Annotated in this window: 15 protein-coding genes, 1 tRNA gene and 1 pseudogene; 2 read left to right on the forward strand and 15 right to left on the reverse strand. The window is 41.4% G+C overall.

The features are described 5' to 3' along the window. Window positions 1–10: 10 nt before the first annotated feature. The 3 genes and pseudogenes from NST18_RS07025 to NST18_RS07035 all read right to left on the reverse strand — a co-directional run. Window positions 11–808 (reverse strand): ABC transporter ATP-binding protein, encoded by a 798-nt coding sequence (locus NST18_RS07025; RefSeq protein ID WP_004890407.1) that lies wholly within the window; start codon window positions 806–808, stop codon window positions 11–13. A 227-nt stretch (window positions 809–1,035) separates the two neighbouring features. After that, a complete protein-coding gene (locus NST18_RS07030; RefSeq protein ID WP_004890406.1) occupies window positions 1,036–1,896 on the reverse strand; it encodes an oxidoreductase in 861 nt (286 codons plus the stop codon). A 252-nt stretch (window positions 1,897–2,148) separates the two neighbouring features. Further along, a pseudogene (locus NST18_RS07035) lies at window positions 2,149–2,823 on the reverse strand (DMT family transporter); the annotation flags it as partial. Window positions 2,824–2,922: 99 nt separating this feature from the next. Here NST18_RS07035 and NST18_RS07040 point away from each other — a divergent pair. Beyond that, on the forward strand, window positions 2,923–4,296 hold the full coding sequence (locus tag NST18_RS07040) for an IS1380 family transposase (protein ID WP_088223305.1): 1,374 nt from the start codon (window positions 2,923–2,925) through the stop codon (window positions 4,294–4,296). Window positions 4,297–4,658: 362 nt separating this feature from the next. Here the strand turns inward: NST18_RS07040 and NST18_RS07045 are convergent, their stop codons facing one another. After that, complete coding sequence (locus tag NST18_RS07045; protein ID WP_340721308.1) at window positions 4,659–5,840, reverse strand: IS701 family transposase; 1,182 nt, start codon at window positions 5,838–5,840, stop codon at window positions 4,659–4,661. Window positions 5,841–6,056: 216 nt separating this feature from the next. On the opposite strand from NST18_RS07045, the gene NST18_RS07050 reads away from it, so the two are divergent. Continuing rightward, window positions 6,057–6,977 carry a CobW family GTP-binding protein gene (locus NST18_RS07050; RefSeq protein ID WP_064221408.1) on the forward strand — a complete coding sequence of 307 codons (921 nt, stop codon included), beginning with the start codon at window positions 6,057–6,059 and terminating at the stop codon, window positions 6,975–6,977. Between the two features lie 13 nt (window positions 6,978–6,990). On the opposite strand, the gene NST18_RS07055 is transcribed toward NST18_RS07050, so the two are convergent. The 11 genes from NST18_RS07055 to NST18_RS07105 all read right to left on the reverse strand — a co-directional run bounded on the left by NST18_RS07055 (window position 6,991) and on the right by NST18_RS07105 (window position 17,313). Further along, window positions 6,991–7,593 carry a ribonuclease H1 domain-containing protein gene (locus NST18_RS07055; protein WP_064221407.1) on the reverse strand — a complete coding sequence of 201 codons (603 nt, stop codon included), beginning with the start codon at window positions 7,591–7,593 and terminating at the stop codon, window positions 6,991–6,993. Between the two features lie 73 nt (window positions 7,594–7,666). Beyond that, a tRNA-Ser gene (locus NST18_RS07060) sits at window positions 7,667–7,759 on the reverse strand. A 46-nt stretch (window positions 7,760–7,805) separates the two neighbouring features. Then, window positions 7,806–8,768 (reverse strand): MBL fold metallo-hydrolase, encoded by a 963-nt coding sequence (locus NST18_RS07065; RefSeq protein WP_064221406.1) that lies wholly within the window; start codon window positions 8,766–8,768, stop codon window positions 7,806–7,808. Continuing rightward, window positions 8,765–9,403 (reverse strand): NUDIX hydrolase, encoded by a 639-nt coding sequence (locus NST18_RS07070; RefSeq protein WP_004890393.1) that lies wholly within the window; start codon window positions 9,401–9,403, stop codon window positions 8,765–8,767. The genes NST18_RS07065 and NST18_RS07070 overlap by 4 nt, the downstream gene beginning before the upstream one ends. Beyond that, window positions 9,403–10,383, reverse strand: coding sequence for an ABC transporter permease (locus NST18_RS07075; RefSeq protein ID WP_004890391.1), 981 nt, complete (start codon window positions 10,381–10,383; stop codon window positions 9,403–9,405). The genes NST18_RS07070 and NST18_RS07075 overlap by 1 nt, the downstream gene beginning before the upstream one ends. Further along, window positions 10,376–11,287, reverse strand: coding sequence for an ABC transporter ATP-binding protein (locus tag NST18_RS07080; RefSeq protein ID WP_004890389.1), 912 nt, complete (start codon window positions 11,285–11,287; stop codon window positions 10,376–10,378). The genes NST18_RS07075 and NST18_RS07080 overlap by 8 nt, the downstream gene beginning before the upstream one ends. Beyond that, complete coding sequence (locus tag NST18_RS07085) at window positions 11,287–12,081, reverse strand: SGNH/GDSL hydrolase family protein (RefSeq protein ID WP_004890386.1); 795 nt, start codon at window positions 12,079–12,081, stop codon at window positions 11,287–11,289. Before NST18_RS07085 ends, NST18_RS07080 begins: the two co-directional genes overlap by 1 nt. Window positions 12,082–12,180: 99 nt before the next feature. Further along, window positions 12,181–13,542 (reverse strand): type I glutamate--ammonia ligase, encoded by a 1,362-nt coding sequence (gene glnA / locus NST18_RS07090; protein WP_004890382.1) that lies wholly within the window; start codon window positions 13,540–13,542, stop codon window positions 12,181–12,183. 271 nt (window positions 13,543–13,813) lie between these two features. Next, on the reverse strand, window positions 13,814–14,014 hold the full coding sequence (locus NST18_RS07095) for a cold-shock protein (protein ID WP_004890380.1): 201 nt from the start codon (window positions 14,012–14,014) through the stop codon (window positions 13,814–13,816). 189 nt (window positions 14,015–14,203) lie between these two features. After that, entirely contained in the window at window positions 14,204–14,764 is a 561-nt protein-coding gene (locus NST18_RS07100; protein WP_004890377.1) for a thioredoxin family protein, read from the reverse strand. Window positions 14,765–14,847: 83 nt separating this feature from the next. Beyond that, window positions 14,848–17,313 (reverse strand): DUF3656 domain-containing U32 family peptidase, encoded by a 2,466-nt coding sequence (locus NST18_RS07105; protein ID WP_004890374.1) that lies wholly within the window; start codon window positions 17,311–17,313, stop codon window positions 14,848–14,850. Window positions 17,314–17,361: the final 48 nt, after the last annotated feature.

Consider the following 17,361-nt stretch of genomic DNA (forward strand, 5'->3'; position numbering starts at 1 on the left):
CTTTATTTTCCTATTTACTGAAGTGCAGGGCTTTTTTTATCGATACCCACGGCCGATTATGTTCCCAACGGACGTGCACATCTATTTGAAACGTTTCTGACAAATAATCGTCAGTGAGTATTTTTTCTTTTTGTCCGGCTGCTATAATTTTTCCATCTTTTAATAATAAAACATGGGTCATTTCTTCGATGATTTCTTCAATATAATGTGTGACATATAACACGTGGCATACTTTTTTCATGATAACGTCTTTAATGAGTGCTAAAAGTTCTTCTCGTGTTAACATATCTAGTCCTACGGTTGGTTCATCCAGTATGAGTAGCTTTGGCTTTGCCATTAGTGCTCGAGCAATCAGTACCTTTCTCTTTTCTCCTTGCGATAAGGTGCGATACGTTTTTCCTTTTAAGTAACCAATTCGAAAGACATTCATCCATTGTTCGGCTTGATGAAAATCTTCGACTGTGACAGGCTCATACAGCCCAATCGAAGCAAATTTTCCGCTAACAATTACCTCTTCCACCGTTTCCGATTCTAATGTAGGTTGAAATCTCTCAAACGAGTTGCTTACAAACCCGATGTGTTTGCGGAGTTCTGGCAAATTTGTTTTTCCAAATCGGTGCCCTAATACGGAAACTTCTCCTTTTGATGGGTATTCATAACCTAATAAAATATTAAGTAGCGATGTTTTTCCTGAACCATTTAACCCGAGAATGACCCATTGTTCATTTTCTTGCACTTCCCAATGTAGACGGTCTAGAATGACGCGCCCTTCTCTAATAAATGAAACATTTTTCATCTCAACAATCATTCCTCTTCCCCCTTCTTTACAAACTTCTCAAGCAACATCGACGAAATAAATCCCGGAAATCCGGTGAAAAAAATAAACATTTCCCATCTCTTTCGCCACCTGCTTAATTCTTGGTCTAAAGCATTTTGTTGATCAATCCCCAACGATTTTACACATCATTTCGCTAAAATTGACAAAACTCCTACTTCCAAATGTATGTTTTCTACAACTCTACATGAAGGTTGTGCTTATTTCTGTTTATTAAACGTTTTCAGGAAAATCCGCTCCCACCACTTCCATGGCAACCAGTTTTTCAGCATTAACGTCAGTTTGACTCCTCTCCCTACAGGGTAACGCAAACGAGGAGTCGGCGATTGGACGGCTTTAATGATTTGCCTAATGACTTCGTCAGGGGGTGGTGCTGTTTTAGCTACTCGATTCACGTATTGCACAATGGTTTTCATTTCTTTTGCATATGGTGAATCGGAACGGACGGACACTCCTTGAAGTCCTTTCGACCAAATATTTGTTTTGAATGACCCAGGCTCGATTAAGACGACATGTACTCCGTACGGCAACATTTCTAAACGAAGCGATTCGCTAAATCCTTCGACAGCAAATTTTGAAGCGACATATGGCCCCATCGCCGGAAAACCGACTCGTCCACTAATGCTACTAATGTTGATAATCTTACCGCTACGTTGCGTTCGCATAATCGGCAAAACAGCTTTTGTGACGGCAACTAACCCAAAAAAGTTCGTCGCAAATTGACGCTCCCACTCTTCAATTGAGAGTTCCTCGACAAAACCACCAACGGCAAACCCTGCGTTGTTAACTAATACATCGATTCGTCCATAGCGATTAGTTACATCATTCACGACCGATTCCACCGTAGCGAAATCGGTGACATCGAGAGATATGACTTCTATCCGATCGTACACGCCGGCTTCAGACGCCACGGTTGTAAGCATTTCTTTGTTTTGCATGTTTCGCATCGAAGCAACGACCTGATATCCTTCACGCGCAAGTGCAACACTGACGAGTAGTCCAAACCCGCTTGAGGCTCCTGTCACTAGCGCCACCGACGGGGAGTTTACATTTTGGTTCACAACAATCCTCCTCGCTACTATAAAGAAACATTTATTGGAATTAGATAACGATAGGCAATATTCCTGCCATTTTGAAAAATCGACCTCCATCACGTACTGATGGAGATCGATTTTTTCTTTGGTTTAAGTTCTTTTGTTGTGACAACAAGCATAGCTCCACTCAACACAATCAGTCCCCCAATCATTTGAATAGACGACATGTTTTCATGTAAAAATACCATCGATAGAAGAAACGTCACGATTTACAAAAATTTATGTGTTTGCTTCTTTTTTGTTGAGAGAAAACACCATGTTTTCTTGTTTGCTGTAAATATTAAGTAAAATACCACTAAAGACAAACGCTGCGCCAATAATATGAGTGAATGTCAAATGTTCATTAAAAAACATCGTACCCATCACAGTAGCAGAAATAGGCATGACATTAATGAAAACAGAGGCGGTTGAAGCACCTACTTTTTGAATGCCGTTATACCACCAAACAAAGCTGATCGCTGAAACAAAAATAGCAACGTATAGAACGCTCAACCAAACATCCCATCCGCTCGCTTCGATGGATGCGAAGGAAGTATAATATAGCGCAAACGGCGCTAGAAATAGCGTCCCAAAACCTGTTGCATATGTTGTTGCCGCAAGAGGACTAAACTTTTTCATCGCGATTTTTCCGATGACAGAGTATGTACTCCAGCTAAGACATGCCCCCACTAGCACGAGATCGATTGGGGAGAATCCTATGTCAATAAGCACAGAAGGATGACCATCTGTAATAATATATATAGCTCCAAATACTGCAAGAAACATTCCTAGTACGCTTCTTCTGTTCAATTTTTCTTTTAAAAACAACGCAGATAAAAGCGTAATGAGCGGTGCATTGACTGCAATGACTAATGAACTTTTGACAATTGGTGCATATTTTGTAGCGATAAAAAAGACCTGAATCCGTGACAAAACATCTTTACAATGGTCGCAAACCGTTGATACGATAAGGGAAAACGACGTTGACGACTCTTCATCAAGTAGGTGAATGTGATGAAAGATTTCCCGATTCGGTTTGTATTGACAGATGAAGCGATTACTCCAAGTGCTGGGCTTGCTCTCGTGGGCTACTTACTGCACCAAACGAAGCTGGATAAACGAGTAAACGCACTTCGGCTCCCAACGGTTCGTCGAGATGTGCACATTTCCCATAGCGACGTCATTCGCTCGATGATCGGCTTGCTTGCCACAGGAAAAACGGATTTTGATCATATCGAAGCGTATCGTCAGGACGATATCTTTTCGACATCAATGGGCATTCGGCACGTACCTTCCTCCCCAACGTTGCGACAGCGTCTCGATCAGCTCGCTTGTCTCCCGATGACCGAAACCATCATTTGGGAGGAATCGATGCGTCTGTTGGTTCGACAACACGCTACCTTGTCCGCTTGTTGGACGAAAGGGAAAACGACATGGCTTCCCCTTGATATAGATGCTTCCCCATTTGATAACTCCGATACGAAAAAAGAAGGAGTGAGTCGAACGTATAAAGGATTTGACGGTTTTACGCCGTTGTTTGCGTACGCAGGGAAGGAAGGGTATATCGTTCATGCCGAGCTGCGTCCAGGGAAACAACATGTACAAGACAACATGCCTTCGTTTTTAACTACCGCCATCCGTCGAGCTCGTCCGCTGACCTCGTCTCGTCTGCTTGTCCGCATGGATGCAGGGAACGATGCGGAAGCGAATGTGCACGTATGTCTAAAGGAAGACGTGGACTTTGTCATCAAGCGAAACTTACGCCGAGAATCGAAAGCGCTTTGGTTCCAGATCGCTTCGCAAAAGGGCAGACGCGTCGATGATGGACAAACAGAAGGAGTACAAACGTATGAGTTATGCCTTCCACAGACAGCAGCAATCGATGGACACACGTATACGTACGTTCAAGTCACCCAAGTGACGGAACGAACGATGGAACGAAATGGACAGCTGATGCTCGTTCCTGATTACGAAGTCGAAAGCTACTGGGTGCGCCTCGAAGGATACGAGCATGTTCGAATGAGTGATGTGCTCGCATTGTATCACGATCATGCGACATGCGAACAGTTTCATAGCGAACTGAAAAGCGACTTAGATTTAGAGCGACTTCCATCAGGGAAGATGAAAACGAATGCGCTCGTGTTAGTCATGGGAGCATTCGTGTACAACCTTCTTCGCCTGATTGGACAAGATCTATTAAGCGATCCGAGACATCCATTACATCATAAAGTGAAACGCCGCCGCATCAAGACGATCATTCAGACGGTGATCACGATGGCAGGTCGACTCGTCCGCCGATCACGACAGATCTGGATGAAACTGACGCGAAGGAGTGGGTACAGTATACTCCTACTGAATGTGTATCAAAAATGGAAAGAGGCAAGATAACAAACAGATGTTCGGGTACTCATATCCATCACTCCCCCCTGTACTTTTTTTGTCTCTTTTTTGGTTTGTATCTCCATAAAAGAGGATTTATCTCGTTTTCAAACATGAAAGTGGTGCAGGGAATCATCAAAAAAAGGGATGTATGGATCATATATCCATAGAACTAACACCAAAATCAAAGTTGATTTCCAACCATCACGGATTCAGGATAAAAATTTTTCCAAACAGATCACGAAGATATGTATATGAAAGAAAACAAAAGGTATGCAAGGACAGATGCATCATTTTTTTGTCTTTTAACTGTAGTTGAGCAATTTTCGTTACAATAATTACCATTTAAAAAGAGACAAACAGGGTACCCCTTATGCCACGTGGAGCTGTTTTTTCACGGTATCAATGGGAATATTTTGTTTCGCTGCACGGTAAATGAACTCCACGAGGCTATGTCCTTTTCTCTTGCGCAGGAGATCGAGCCCATCCGAAAAATCACTGTTAGACTCGAACATGCTGTACATATACGCAAGTTGCACCAAGATCCAATACCGTTTCACCGCCCGACGCCCGCGAACGCGGTATCCATCGAGTTTCAGCTGGTCTTTCGCTTGACGGAAAAAACATTCGATCGACCAACGTGCAGCATAGTAGCGCAAGATCTCTTCATCGCTTAGCTCGCGATCGGTGCTCAAGACGCAATGAAGATGTTTCGGCGTCATCGGCTGATCGGCTTTCCATGCGAGCAGCACCACGGCATCCTTGAGACCGTTCAGAGCGCCTTCGTAGCGATACACCCGATAACGCTCTTTTCCCACCGTGACGAGGCGGGTATCCCGTGGCTCCATAGATTTGGCAAATTCTTTTGCTTGAATGGCCGTCCCTTTTGGATAGAGAATCCGATTCGTCTTCAGCATCGCGATGACGTGGAACCCTTTTTTCAAGCAGGCTCCCACGAGGGTTTTCGATGGATACCAAGAGTCCATGAGCACATAAACGGGGCGACTCACATCCAACGAAGAAAGCATCTCGATCGCGAGTTCCCCTTTGCTTTTCCCCGCCGTCTTGTCGTAGAGGCGAAAGGCAAAAGGAAACGCTTGAGTCATCGTATGAACCATGAGCCAAACGAGAGAATGTCCCCAAATCGATTTTTTCTCTGCGTGACAATAGTGCCAATCACACCCTTGAATGGCGTGTGTTGCCCGTGACGAGGGCTTCGTTTTTTGGCAAATCGTATCATCGATCGAAACAAAAATGGGTTGATTCTCTCGTTTCGAGCTGCGTTCGACACGATGAAGCACCCACTGCTGGAGTTTGCGAAGCAGCGTCTCTTCCTCCCATGGGCTTTTCGTGAAAAAATGGCTCAGTGTCGTGCGATGGTTCGGATGAAAACTCCCATGATGTAGATCGGTCAGCGTTCCCGAAAAGCCCTTTGTAATCATCGCATCCACGATATGAACGAGATGCTTCATGACAGGTTTCGAGAAATAAAGGGCCAACCCCAACATCGTCAAAAACTTGTGGATTCCTTGGTGATGTGCTAATCTATTCATGAGACATGAACCTCCTTGTGAATGGTTTGTTGGCACATCTATTCTAACCAAGGAATCGGGTTCATGTCTTCTTTTTTGTTTGGTTGTAAATTTATGTTAGTAAATTTGCTCATCTACAGTTTTAAGCAAATTGTCCATCGATGTACGATATATTTTCTTGTGCTATTTATTATTTTTGACTATGATCAAAAAGGAACATGTAGAAGGGAGATCTTTATGAAACATACAGACATATACATCTTATCTGGATTTCTTGGAAGCGGGAAAACGACACTATTAAAGCGTTTCTTGCAAAGTGAAAAAGAACGAGGACGAAAAATAGCGGTTGTGATGAATGAAATTGGCCAAGTGTCCATTGACTCACATGCTGTTTCAGAAGATGCTGTACTAAGCGAATTATTAAGCGGCTGTGTATGTTGTACCATTCAAGATCAATTTGAAGTAGAGCTTTATTCGTTGCTCCAGCAACATTCATTAGATGTCATTTACATTGAAACAACAGGGGTAGCGCATCCTGTTGAAGTGCTCGATGCGTGTGTGTCGCCATTACTTGCTCATCGTCTTCAAATGAGAGGTATCATCACGACAATCGATGCAACACGTTGGATGAATCGTCAACAACTCTCCATTCCCTTGCAAATGTTATTAAAAGAACAAGTTCGTCACGCGGATGTATTAATTGTCAATAAGACAGATGAATTACACCCAGAAGAACAAGCAAAATTGTCGTTTGAGTTACAAACGATTAACAATGAAGCGCGTACAATTTTTACAACATTTTCTAACGTACGAATGGAAGATATTCATTTGTTATCGAAGCGGGTAAGAAACGAGCATGAGCGAATGAACATCGAAAGATTACGCATTCAAACATACGTACATACATTTACAAGCCCGATTGATTTAGATGTGTTCGAACAATGGGTACGGCAGTTACCTGATACCATTTACCGAATGAAAGGGTTTTTACGCTTTACTCGTACAAGTGGGGTTTATTCTTTTCAGTATGCATACGGTACACCGCTCTATATGAAAGAGGAAATGAATGTTCCGCTACATTTTGTTGTGATTGGTGAACAATTGGATAAACAAACACTAAAACAACAACTCGATAATATGCAAAAAGGAGAAGGTTAATATCCCTCTCCTTTTACTTTCGTCCAAAGTCCGCTTTAATTTCTCCCCATTGCTCGGTTTCCCATTTCATAATTTCATTCGTATAATGGTGCGTGCGCAACCAACTTTCAGCACGTTCAACAAGTTGCCAGGCACGTTCTGTTTCAGCGTTGCGAACGAGCGTTGTATTCGCCTTTTTTTCTTTCACCCATTTGATAGCCGTAGCGGAGTCTGAATAAATCGGCCAATTTTTGTTTTGTTTTTGTAGCCACGCTAGTCCATGTACAATGGCTAAAAACTCACCAATGTTGTTTGTTCCGATCATCGGACCAACATGAAACAACTCTTTCCCTGTTTTCGTATGTACCCCTCGATATTCCATCCATCCTGGATTCCCGCTACATGCTGCATCTACGCAAATGCTTTCTTCTATATAACTCATTGAACGTTCGACGATCTTATTCTTCTTCGTGCCACCCATCATTGGACCAGATGCAAATGCTTGCTCCGCTTCTTCTTTCGATAAAAATGAGCGATATTTTGCCCCGGGAATGCCAATGACGTACTGTTTACACTCGTCCCAAGAAGAAAAAATACCTGTTTTCGCCCCTTGCCAAACGACATAATACTTTTTCAATTTGTCACATCCTCACGAATTGGAATAAAGAAACAAAGTTGAAGGTCACAAAAGAAGGAATGAAAGAGGAAGATGGCGGAGGAGGGGGGATTCGAACCCCCGCGGGCTTTGACACCCCTATCGGTTTTCGAGACCGACCCCTTCAGCCGGACTTGGGTACTCCTCCGTACAGTGGGGTGCCAAAGAAATTATAGCGAAAACATGATTTTTCGTCAATTACTTTTTTGTTTTTCAATATAGTCAACAAGCCCCATTGCGCATACTTGTAAATCAAGTTGAAGTAGTTGATATACATCAGCATCATCTGGTACTTGTTGTTTACGCAAAAAGGTGCGAACGATCTCAAATAAACGATTGAAAACGGCCTCGGTTTTTTCTGTAAACGATTGATTGGCTTGTTCACTCAAGACTTCATTGCCTACTTGAACAAAAATAGGAAGCCAGTAGTGCAACTGTTCCCAAACCGTTTGCACTTGTTGCGACATGCCAAAATGACCGAAATATATACGCCCCGGACGTAATGCCTTAAATCTTTCAATGGATGCAAGCATCGCCTCGGGATCAAATTGATTTGGTGATGTAGATGGCAAATATAACTCCATGTCATATGAAAGTAACTGTGGATAAAAAACACCTGCCGTATCACCTGTAAAAATACCGTTGCTTTTTTCGTCATAAATAGAGAAATGGTGATTCGCATGCCCTGGTGTATGAAGAAACGTTAATGTACGATCTTCTCCGATTTGTAACGTTTCCCCATCTTCTTTTATGACCAGTCGGTCTTCTGGAATTGGAACGATCGGATCAAATAACGCATCAAATTTTTCACCATAAACCGCTTTTGCTCCTTGAATAAGACGAGACGGATCAGCCAAATGTCGCATTCCCTTCGGATGAACAAATACGCGAGCATTTGGACAATGCTGCAATAACACACCCGCCCCGCCCGCGTGATCTAAATGAATATGAGTGACGATAATATTTTTCACATCGTGTAAGTTAATGGACAATGCTTCTAACCCTTTAATTAAATGTGGGATCGAGGGGCTTGCGCTCGTTTCAATAATTGTCACTTCTTCCTCTTGAAATACATATGCTCCTGTTCGTTGAGCAGTTTGTAAGTCATATAAATCAATAAGCGAAATACTAAACCCTAAATCAACTGGTTTTGTCATGCGTATTCCCCTTCCATTGTTTGAATGAGTCGGGTGAAATGATAAACGATTTTTGCTGTCAGTCCCCAAATGACTTTATCCTTGTAATAATAAAAATGTTCTTCAATTTGTCGCGGCCGCCAATTATACTGCCTTCCCCCTGGGATATGTTCGAATGGAAAATGCTCTTCGGGTTTCGGTTCAAGCTGAACGTGATATATGTCTGGCTTTGTTTCAACAAAGAAGGATAGCGGAACGGTAAATACTTCTGCCACTTCTTTTTCATTTATTTTCATGCACGTCATATCTACAAACGCAGCAAACGGATAAATGACCATACCGAAAGGCGACAACATGTAATCAAGCGGGACGATGTGTGTAATATTTTCTTTTTGAATACCTAGCTCTTCACACGTTTCACGAACAGCGGCATTGCTCGGATTTTGATCACATTCGTCTATCTTTCCACCTGGAAAACAAATTTCCCCCGGTTGACGACGCAAATATAATGAGCGTACTTCAAATAAAACAAATATATCGTCATTTTGACGGACGAGCGGGAGAAGTACGGCATATTGAGCAAATGTGTCAAAGTCCATGATCGTTGGCGTTCGCTGTTGCAACTTCTCCATCGCGGTATACAACCTTTTTTTCATCAGTAAACATCCCTTTTCGTAAATACATAAAAAGAAATGATAAGCGCCACAAGCGCCCAAATGGCTAGTACAGTCATCGAAAATGAAAGTGTCATTCCATCAATAGGCGGTGCCATGCCACTAACGTAGCTTGTGAGTCGCAAATTGACCATAAACAAATATTTTGCGGATTCCCACGACGACACCATGCTTGATAAAATCGCTCCAGAAATAAGAGCGGCGAGCATGATTCCCATTACTGCTGCTGTGCTACGCAGCAACACGGAAAGCATAAATGTAAGCGTGCCGACGACGAGTGCAACAAAAAAAGCAAGTCCAAATTCAATAAGTAAGTATTTCCATTGAGGAATGAGGTGAACACCCGCTGTATTTAATTCTTCACCTTGGATCGAAAATCCTGTTAAAAGAGGCAAATTCCATCCGCCATATCCAAATACAATGCCCGAGATGGCATACGATAAAACTGCAACGGAAAACACGATAAAGGATGTAGATAAAATCATAGCGATATATTTGCTCATTAAAATTTTCCATCGTTTCACAGGACGTGTCAACAATAGTTTAATTGTTCCCCCGCTTGCTTCTGACGAGACAAGGTCAGCGGCAATGACCATAACAAGAAGCGGCAAAAACAGTTCAATCGAATTTTCGATGAACATGCGCATAAACGTCGGTGCACCAGGTGCCATCGGATTAATGTCATTGTCTAAATAATATTGTTGTTGTTGTAAACGAATTTTAAGAAATTTTTTCCACTCTTCAGAAATTCCTGTCGAATTTAACCGATTTTGTGTATCGATGATTTGTTGTTGTAGTTGTGTGCGCCAATCTGTTGTTCCGATTCGTTCTCGGATCGTTTCGACTTGTTTAAATTGCGCATATGTAAATAAGCTAACGAGAACAGCAACAATTGCTGCGATAATAAACAACCGTTTTTTACGAACGATTTTTAACATTTCATTGTATACGAGATTAATCAATCGTTTCCCCTCCTGTTAATTCGATAAATAAGTCTTCGAGTGTTGGAAGTTTGCGCTCAATACTACTCACACTCACTCCAGCTTCAATTAGGCGGGCATTACAACGGGCGATGACTTCGTTTGATTCGTAAACTGTAACGATGAAGTCATCTTTTTCACCTAGAACGGTTGTTTCGTTTTTTAATATTTGTTTTGCGATATGAATCGGGTGAACATTCCAGTATATCCGTGCTTGTTCTTTCAATAAATGTTCAACTGTATCAATACGAATAATTTCCCCTTTAGACATGATGGCCACCCGATCACACATCAGTTGTATTTCGCTTAACAAATGGGAAGAAACGAGAACGGTTAACTGTTCTTGTTCGGCAAGTGTACGAATAAATTGTCTCATTTCACGAATGCCGACAGGGTCTAGACCGTTCGTTGGCTCATCTAAAATGAGCACGGTAGGTTTTCCAAGTAACGCTTGTGCGATACCGAGACGCTGCCGCATGCCAAGAGAGTATGTTCGAACAAGATCATGAATCCGATTTTGTAAGCCGACGAGCTCAACAACTTCTTGAATGCGTGTTGTAGAAATGGATGGCAACATACGTGCAAAATGCTCAAGATTTTCCCATCCGCTTAAATATGGGTAAAGTTCAGGATTTTCAACGATACAACCAATATGTTGAATGGCTTTTGTAAATTGTTTTTGCAAGTCATATCCGCAAACAAAAATCTTCCCGGATGTCGGCTTGATTAATCCGACGAGCATACGAATCGTCGTTGTTTTTCCTGCGCCATTTGGGCCTAAAAAGCCGAACACTTCTCCTTTTTTTAAAGAAAATGAAAGTCCTTTAATAATTTCTTTTTTTCCAATCGTTTTTTTTACGTTTTGTACAACTAACGTTTCTTCCATTATTTCTCTCCTTCCGTTAATGTGATAAGTGCGGCGACGCGTTCACCTATTCGTTTGTATCCCTCTTTATTTGGATGGAATTTATCCGTATATAAATAGTCGTTTACTTGAAGTTCGAACAAATCGTACGTTGGAACACAAATGATGGACTTGTATTGGGCGGCCACTTCGGATGCGGCATAGTTCCAATTTCGCACAATCGCCGACGTTTCTTTTCCGTTGTCTAAATCATTAAATGGATTGTATAAGGCGATATAAAATACAGGTGCATCTTCGTTCATCTCACGTATAAGTAGGAAAATTGTATTTAGTTGTTCAATAAATTTTTTCTTCTCTTTTTCTATTTGTGTTGTCGACAAATCGCGTAATGCTTCACCACCGCGAAATAAATCATTTCCTCCAATCGTCATCAAGATGATGTCTGCTTCTATTATTTGACGTTGCACTTCTTTTTGTTTCAACTGTTCAATAAGCTGTGCAGACCGTTGCCCTTTAATTGCTAAATTAGTAAATTGAATTTGTTTGTCTGTTCGTTTTTTAAGTTCATCCATCACATGACCGACATATCCTTTTCCTGTTTCATCTCCAGTTCCACGCGTTAACGAATCGCCGAGAGCGACAATCGAAAGCGCATCTTTTTGTTTTGAGTTTGAATTTGTCACCTCGATTTGTTTTGTTGATGAAGAAGATTCATAAAAAAATTGGTCTTGAATAGTAACGATTAAACCGAAAATCCATAACATCGTTGTGGCAACACAAATGGCGACAACGATTGAAATGATTCGTTTAGCCACGATATCACCCTTTCCTTTTTTCTACCTCTCATCATATACCATTTGTTGTGTAAACACATAATGAAAACATGCAAAAAAGCGAGCCCAATGTGCTCGCTCTTAAAACTTCGTTTGATAATGTTCAATTTCCCAAGTATGAACAGCTGTCCGATAGCTATCCCATTCATTCTTTTTCATCGCTACGTATTCGTTAAATACGTGATCTCCTAATGTATGACGGCCAATTGTGCCATTTTCTAGTTCTTCAATCGCTTTCCCTAAACTACCTGGAAGGTTTTCAATACGAAGCTCTTTACGACGTTCATTCGTCATATGGAAAATATCTTCGTCGATTGGTGCTGGACAAGTGAGTTCTTTTTCTACACCATCAAGCCCTGCCTCAGCAATAACTGCAAATGCTAAATACGGATTGGCAGATGGATCTGGACAACGAAGCTCAACGCGTGTTGCCAATCCTCGTTTTGCAGGGATGCGAATTAATGCGGAGCGGTTCGATGCCGACCACGCAATATAACAAGGCGCTTCATATCCTGGGACGAGACGTTTATACGAGTTGACTAATGGATTCGTAATGGCTGCGAAACTTTTTACGTTATTCAATAAACCAGCAATAAATTGATATGCCGTTTCAGATAATTGATTGTCATCGGCTGGATCAAAAAACGCATTTTCTCCATCTTTAAATAAAGAAATATTTACGTGCATTCCTGAACCGTTAATACCAAAAATCGGCTTTGGCATAAACGTAGCGTGCAATCCGTATTTTTTAGCAATCGTTTTTACAACCCATTTGTATGTTGTGGCGTTGTCAGCAGCACCTAACGCATCGGCATATTTGAAATTAATTTCATGTTGACCCTCAGCAACTTCATGGTGTGAGGCCTCGACTGTAAATCCCATTGCTTTTAACGCACGATAAATATCTAAGCGGACACGTTCTCCAAGATCTTTTGGAGATGGCTCAAAATAGCCACCGCTATCTTGTGGTTTTGTTGTTGGGTTTCCGTTTTCATCCGTTTCAAATAAGAAGAACTCTAACTCAGGACCGACGGAGATCGTGTATCCTTTTTGCTTTGCGCGTTCCACCGTTTTTTTCAATACGTTACGCGGGTCTCCTTCGAATAATGTTCCGTCGGGATTGACGACAGAACAGAGAAAACGCGCCTCCGCGTATCCATTCTCTACTGTCCAAGGCAATACAGCGAATGTTTGTAAATCAGGGAGTAAATATAAGTCCGAACGATTGATCGGTGAGAATCCTTTAATCGATGATCCGTCGAACATTATTTTTCCTTCTACTACATCATCTAGTTGCTCCGCTGTAACTGTGACATGTTTTAAAATCCCTTCAATATCAACAAACTGCAAATGTAATAGTTCAACATGTTTTTGCTTTATCACTTCTTTAATTTGTTCAAGTGTCGAAGTGTTTGTTTGTTCAGAAACAAGCAATTTACTCATGTTACATTACCTCACATTCTTATGTATAGTTTTATAACATGAGTTTATTATATGGAATCATTTATCGTTTTTCAATAGTTTTTTATCAAATTTTCTGTATTTTTATTTTAAAAAAGACACGCTTTCCATAAGCGTGTTTGAACAAACAAAAACGACGGAACCCCTACCTCTCCTCCGTCCTTGCAGCTCCGAAGCTGCGCCAGTGTGAATTTGTTTTGTTGCATATAAAAACGGGATCTCACGAAAAGCGAGACCCCGTACGTTTGACGATTTATGCTTTTTGGACGTTTGCCGCTTGCGGCCCACGATTGCCATTCACGATGTCAAATGTTACTTTTTCGCCTTCTTCCAACGTTTTGAATCCAGTACTTTGGATCGCTGTGAAGTGAACGAATACGTCTGTACCTCCGTCCGTCTCAATGAATCCAAAACCTTTTTCTGCATTAAACCATTTTACTTTACCTGTGTTCATGTGAAATTCCTCCAAAACAATTTTAAAGATTGACCACCGTTGCATTACTCATAAAACAAAAGCTACACTTTTGCCAAGTCCTTATAAGATGAACCCGACAAAGGTGCAGCTTATAACGATCATTGATATAACGAACGAAATGGTACTTCTTTAGTATATAGGCTCGAAACGAGAATGTCAAATGTTTTTTTATTTTTCTTTCCATTTGATACTACAACCGATGCTCGGCTTTTGTTCTTTCGGGACAGGTTCGCCTGATAGTAATGCATTTAAAGCGGCTCGAATGGAAGATCCAGTCACCGGGATCCCATTGCTTGGTCGTGAATCGTCAAGCTGTCCGCGGTAAACGCATTGTAGTTCCCCATTAAATATATAAAAATCCGGCGTACATGCAGCTTGATATGCTTTTGCGACTTCTTGTGTTTCATCAAATAAATATGGAAACGGATATCCGAGTTGTTCGGCTACTTCTTTCATTTTTTCTGGAGAATCGTCTGGATATTTTTCTACATCATTTGAATTAATCGCAATAAATGAAACTCCCTTTGGTTGATAATCATTAGCCAAACGAACAAGTTCTTCTTGAACATGTTTCACAAATGGGCAATGATTGCAAATGAACATGATTACTGTTGCAATATCCGACTTGACATCTTCTAAACGAACGGTTTGGCCATTGATGACGTTAACAAGCTCAAACGACGGAGCTTTTTCTCCTAATGGAAACATATTTGATTCAACAGCTGGCATACAAATCACCCTTTCTTTTCCTCGTTCATTTACTATTATAGCAAAATGTACAAATATCAAAAAATAAGCAAGCTTGAGCCCGCTTATTTTTTGATTAGCTGTCCGCGTGTTACACCAAGTTGGTTAATAGCTTTCAGTGTACGCCATACGCTCGTACCGCTTCGTTTACCCTCAAGCGCTTCACGATATAAATTGACAACTTCTTCTACTTTTTTCGGCGACTCTTCCAAAAACTCAACACGATATGAACGAACACCAAGGGATAAAAAGTTTGGAATATATTCTGCCCCAGATTGTTCAATGGCGTTGTACACTGTATTTCGGCAACCGATATCGACACGAACTGGATGAAGCATACCGATACGATCTCGCAAGGAGACACGATGCTTTTCACATGGTCGTCCACAGTTTGTAAAATCAGTTCCTTCGCTTAAAAATGTACAATATACACAATGTTCAGTATGAAACATTGGTAAATGTTGATGAATGACAATTTCGATATGTTCTGTTGGTGCCGCCTCAAGTAAATCAATCATCTGTTGAATGTTTAAATCGTATGAAGGTGTAATTCGATCGAGTCCTCGCTCTAGAAACAATCGTGCAGATAGATGGTTTGAAATGTTAAGCGAAAAGTCTCCAATTAGCTGTTGTTGCACCGATTGACTTGTATAATACTGTACTGCACCTAAACTACGAACTAAAATAGCGTCTGGTTCAGCCTTTAAAATCCCTCTCAAAATTCCATTTTCTCCAGGCATATGAATACGTGGGGTAGCTAGGGCAATTGGTTTATTTGCCGACCGTGCTATCTCGACAGCTTTCGGATAGTCGGTTGTAAACTCAAAATCTGCATATACCATGTCTACATCTGTATGGCATGCGACTTCTACCTGCTCCATTGTACGGCAAAGAGCCATCAAGGCAGGGGTTGTAGTTCGTTGCTTTTGTCGATAGGGGGATGTCAAATCCACTGTTTGTTTTATATACAACCGTGGTTGTTGACGTTTCTTAATGAGCTGTTCAACCGCTTTTCTTCTCATTTGGTTTAATTCTTTAACCGGAAGAATGACGTCACCATTCATATGCATATCAACGTCTTTTAGCTCAAAAATAGTCCCACCTAATCTGCCAAACTGTTCTTTTATAAAATCTAACGTTAATGGCCGTTTTTGCGCAACATTTAACATTTGTTCGGATTGAACGACGACTTCATTCCCTGTTGTTTCGTCACGCCACGTTGAAACAAGCGGCTTCCCTGCTTCGCCATATACATGTACAGTCACCGGAAACAACTGATATGGTCGCTCCGTTTCAAATGTTTTACGCAGGCGGCGATCAAGCTCTTGGTCACTCGTTTTCCAAATGCGATCTCCGACATGTATACGTGTTAAATTGACATCATGCCGGCCGGGGATTATTTCAACAAGACCTTTTTCCACTTCACCTTCGATTTTTTTACCATGTTTCCTCAAGTCATATACCCGTCCGCCTTCTTCTTTTTCTTCTGGACGTCCTGCGTCGAATACAATTCCATCACCGCGCTTTAATGGAGCTTGTAGATCGCATAGCACCCCATCTTTTAATACTTTTTTGACCGTCCCTAGAAATACACCTCGGCTTTTCGGAAAAGTTCCATCAACGAGCTGCTTATTGTTCGTTCCTTTTAAAAAGCCATGTGTAAATCCACGGCTAAAGCTTTGTTGTAGCTCACGTATTTCTTCTTTTGAAGGGGTGTAATAACGTCCTGCTAAATATTCATCAATTGCTTTTCGATATTTGCTCACGACGTTAGCTACATATTCTGGTGATTTTAATCGCCCTTCAATTTTAAACGTATTTACACCAGCCTCGATAAGTTCTGGAACAAGATCAAGCGCTGCTAAATCTTTTGGAGAAAGTAAGTAAGCGACGTTTCCCATTTCTTTTTGTTCGCCGTCAACGATTAAATCATATGGAAGACGGCATGCTTGTGCACACTCGCCGCGGTTAGCCGAACGTCCTCCCCACATTTCTGACGTTAAACATTGTCCGGAATACGATACGCAAAGTGCCCCATGGACGAACACTTCTAATGGCACGTTTGTTTTCTCAGCAATTTTTTGAATATGAGATAAATTATTTTCCCGACCGAGAACAACAACTTCCAAGTGATAAGGCTTTAAAAATTCAACCGCTTCCGGCGATGTAACTGTCATTTGTGTCGATCCGTGAATCGGAAAGTCGGGTGATATGTCTCGAATAAGTTTAACAAGACCTAAATCTTGTACAATGAGCGCATCCACCCCGGCATTTATACATGCTTCAACTAACTGTTTTGCTTCTTGTAATTCATTTTCAAACACTAAAATATTAAAAGTGACATATCCGCGAACATGGTATTTATGCAAATAAGCCATGACATCGTTTAACTCTTCCATACGGAAATTTTTCGCCCGTACACGCGCATTATATTTATCGACACCAAAATAAACCGCATCTGCTCCGTTTGCGACAGCTGCACGAAGACAGTCCCAATCTCCTGCTGGCGCCAATAATTCAATTTGTCTCACAACTAGTCAACCTCTCTATTTTTTATCATGGACCTCATATTTCGCACC

Source organism: Anoxybacillus sp. FSL W8-0104, assembly GCF_038004465.1.
Taxonomy (GTDB): domain Bacteria; phylum Bacillota; class Bacilli; order Bacillales; family Anoxybacillaceae; genus Anoxybacillus; species Anoxybacillus flavithermus_G.

Bases quoted from the DNA above. Each gene is read 5' to 3' on its own strand.
- NST18_RS07025 (WP_004890407.1), bottom strand. From the start codon at position 808: ATGATTGTTGAGATGAAAAATGTTTCATTTATTAGAGAAGGGCGCGTC.
- NST18_RS07040 (WP_088223305.1), top strand. From the start codon at position 2,923: ATGAAAGATTTCCCGATTCGGTTTGTATTGACAGATGAAGCGATTACT.
- NST18_RS07045 (WP_340721308.1), bottom strand. From the start codon at position 5,840: ATGAATAGATTAGCACATCACCAAGGAATCCACAAGTTTTTGACGATG.
- NST18_RS07050 (WP_064221408.1), top strand. From the start codon at position 6,057: ATGAAACATACAGACATATACATCTTATCTGGATTTCTTGGAAGCGGG.
- NST18_RS07065 (WP_064221406.1), bottom strand. From the start codon at position 8,768: ATGACAAAACCAGTTGATTTAGGGTTTAGTATTTCGCTTATTGATTTA.
- NST18_RS07070 (WP_004890393.1), bottom strand. From the start codon at position 9,403: ATGAAAAAAAGGTTGTATACCGCGATGGAGAAGTTGCAACAGCGAACG.
- NST18_RS07080 (WP_004890389.1), bottom strand. From the start codon at position 11,287: ATGGAAGAAACGTTAGTTGTACAAAACGTAAAAAAAACGATTGGAAAA.
- glnA (WP_004890382.1), bottom strand. From the start codon at position 13,542: ATGAGTAAATTGCTTGTTTCTGAACAAACAAACACTTCGACACTTGAA.
- NST18_RS07095 (WP_004890380.1), bottom strand. From the start codon at position 14,014: ATGAACACAGGTAAAGTAAAATGGTTTAATGCAGAAAAAGGTTTTGGA.
- NST18_RS07100 (WP_004890377.1), bottom strand. From the start codon at position 14,764: ATGCCAGCTGTTGAATCAAATATGTTTCCATTAGGAGAAAAAGCTCCG.